The organism is Piscirickettsia litoralis (assembly GCF_001720395.1).
In the GTDB taxonomy this organism is placed as follows: domain Bacteria; phylum Pseudomonadota; class Gammaproteobacteria; order Piscirickettsiales; family Piscirickettsiaceae; genus Piscirickettsia; species Piscirickettsia litoralis.
The window spans coordinates 152,742-154,423 of sequence record NZ_MDTU01000001.1 but is presented as its reverse complement, the minus strand read 5'-3'; the positions used below and the strand labels follow the sequence as shown (position 1 = coordinate 154,423).

Annotated in this window: 3 protein-coding genes; all 3 read right to left on the bottom strand. The window is 40.8% G+C overall.

The genetic code is table 11. The annotated features are described in order from the left end of the window. Positions 1 to 5 precede the first annotated feature (5 nt). Genes BGC07_RS00710 through BGC07_RS00700 form a run of 3 tightly spaced genes read right to left on the bottom strand, consistent with a single transcriptional unit; the run spans position 6 to position 1,560 of the window. The gene (locus BGC07_RS00710; protein ID WP_069311572.1) at positions 6 to 458 is read right to left on the bottom strand and encodes a hypothetical protein; all 453 of its coding nucleotides are present in this window, start codon (positions 456 to 458) and stop codon (positions 6 to 8) included. A 27-nt stretch (positions 459 to 485) separates the two neighbouring features. Further along, entirely contained in the window at positions 486 to 995 is a 510-nt protein-coding gene (locus BGC07_RS00705) for a DUF6622 family protein (protein WP_069311571.1), read from the bottom strand. Position 996: 1 nt separating this feature from the next. Then, on the bottom strand, positions 997 to 1,560 hold the full coding sequence (locus BGC07_RS00700) for a PadR family transcriptional regulator (RefSeq protein WP_069311570.1): 564 nt from the start codon (positions 1,558 to 1,560) through the stop codon (positions 997 to 999). Positions 1,561 to 1,682: the final 122 nt, after the last annotated feature.

Here is a 1,682-nt window from a genome sequence, read left to right as displayed (position 1 = left end):
CAATCTCAAAATGTTCTCACCATTAAAGCATCAGCAAAGCCTCGCTCCCGGTGGGCCGGATGAGTCCCCAAAAGCCAACAATATAAATATGGCCGATCGGGTAATTCTTTTGACCGAACTCGCTTCGACAATTTATCATAAGCCATTAAGCGATCAAATGCAGGTTTGCCCAAGACCCCCGGCGCTTTCATCATTCCAGAGCGCATCATGCGCCAAAACGAAAAACTAATATCCCCTGGTTTTTTACGCAAAGCCACAGCTTCAAAATTCTCAGTCCGTAGCGCATAGCCATAATGAATACAATACTGTATGCACAACTTATAAAATTTTTGAGACTTTTGCAGATAATCTTCCTGACTGCCAAAAACCCACAACATAAAAGGATCTTGCTCAAAAGCGACACTAAGAATCTCTGCGGCTCCAGAAGCTTCAGTCTCGGTTATATTGCAAACGTTCATCTAGCCTCCTAAAGTAATTTCAACAAGTTATACTACAACAGGCACTTGATAAAGACGATAAAGCAAACGTGATGCACGTCCCACACTTAAGCCTGTAAATAACCCCGCCGTTGCTAAAAGTACAACGGTAAAGCCGATATTATGAATAATCTCAGGATGTGCTGCCAACTGATAACCCAACGCATACTTAACAACAAATGCACACAGCACCATAATAAGCACATAGGCACTGCCCGGTAAATTTAATGTCTTATTTTTTAAATCAACACTCACTCGCTCTAACGGCGTCACCATATAGGCAATTGCTCCACCAACACAGCCACCAATCAACCATAAGCCCAAGGTCTCAAAAATAGGTTGAGTCGAAAGAAACAATGTATGAACAGAAAAGGCTAGAAAAACGAGCGGCAATAGCATTAAGCCCTTTAATGATGCTGTCGAAGGTTTTAGCGCTTTAATTCCACGTCTTACTAAGATCACAAATAACACAAACACCCACCAAGGTGTATGACTGATTGCTTGTACCACAGTTTCCATATTAATTACCTTTACTCTTCTTTTCTAAACGAATTAAACTACGCTCACACCATGCTAAGCGCGCCTCCAACATGCTCAAGCCATAATCGAGTGTAATCAACCAATAGTCCGCTTCTGCATCACCTTGCCACTTTGTTTCAACCTGCTGCTTTACGTTTTTTAAAAATTCTATTTTTTCTTTCATGTTATTTTGGTCTGTTTTTAAGTGATTAATCAAAGAATTTTGCTTAGCATAGCGACCGAAATAAAGTTTCAAGAGCAACACATGACGAAATGGTGCTTGGACAACAGGCTCTTCTAACCAAGCCTCAAAACGCTGCAGGCCCTTTTCTGTAATCTGGTAACAACGACGTTCACGGCCACCACAAGCTTGATCCTTTTCAAGCTCAGAGATTAAGCCTTCACCCAACATTTTATTGAGCGTTGGATACAGATGCCCCATGCTCTCTTGCCAAAAATGCCCTGTACTTTCTTCAGCCAGCTTCCTAATGTCATAGCCTGACATCGGCCCTTGGCTCAATAAATGACCTAAAATAGCAAACTGACTGTGGTTGACCTTCTTCATGAATCTCTCAAATATATCTCAACAATATATCTGTATGATATATGAAATTAGATTCGAGTCAAGCTTGCTTACACAGAGAGTTACTACACTTTAATCTTAAATCTTAAGACACAAGTTCTATT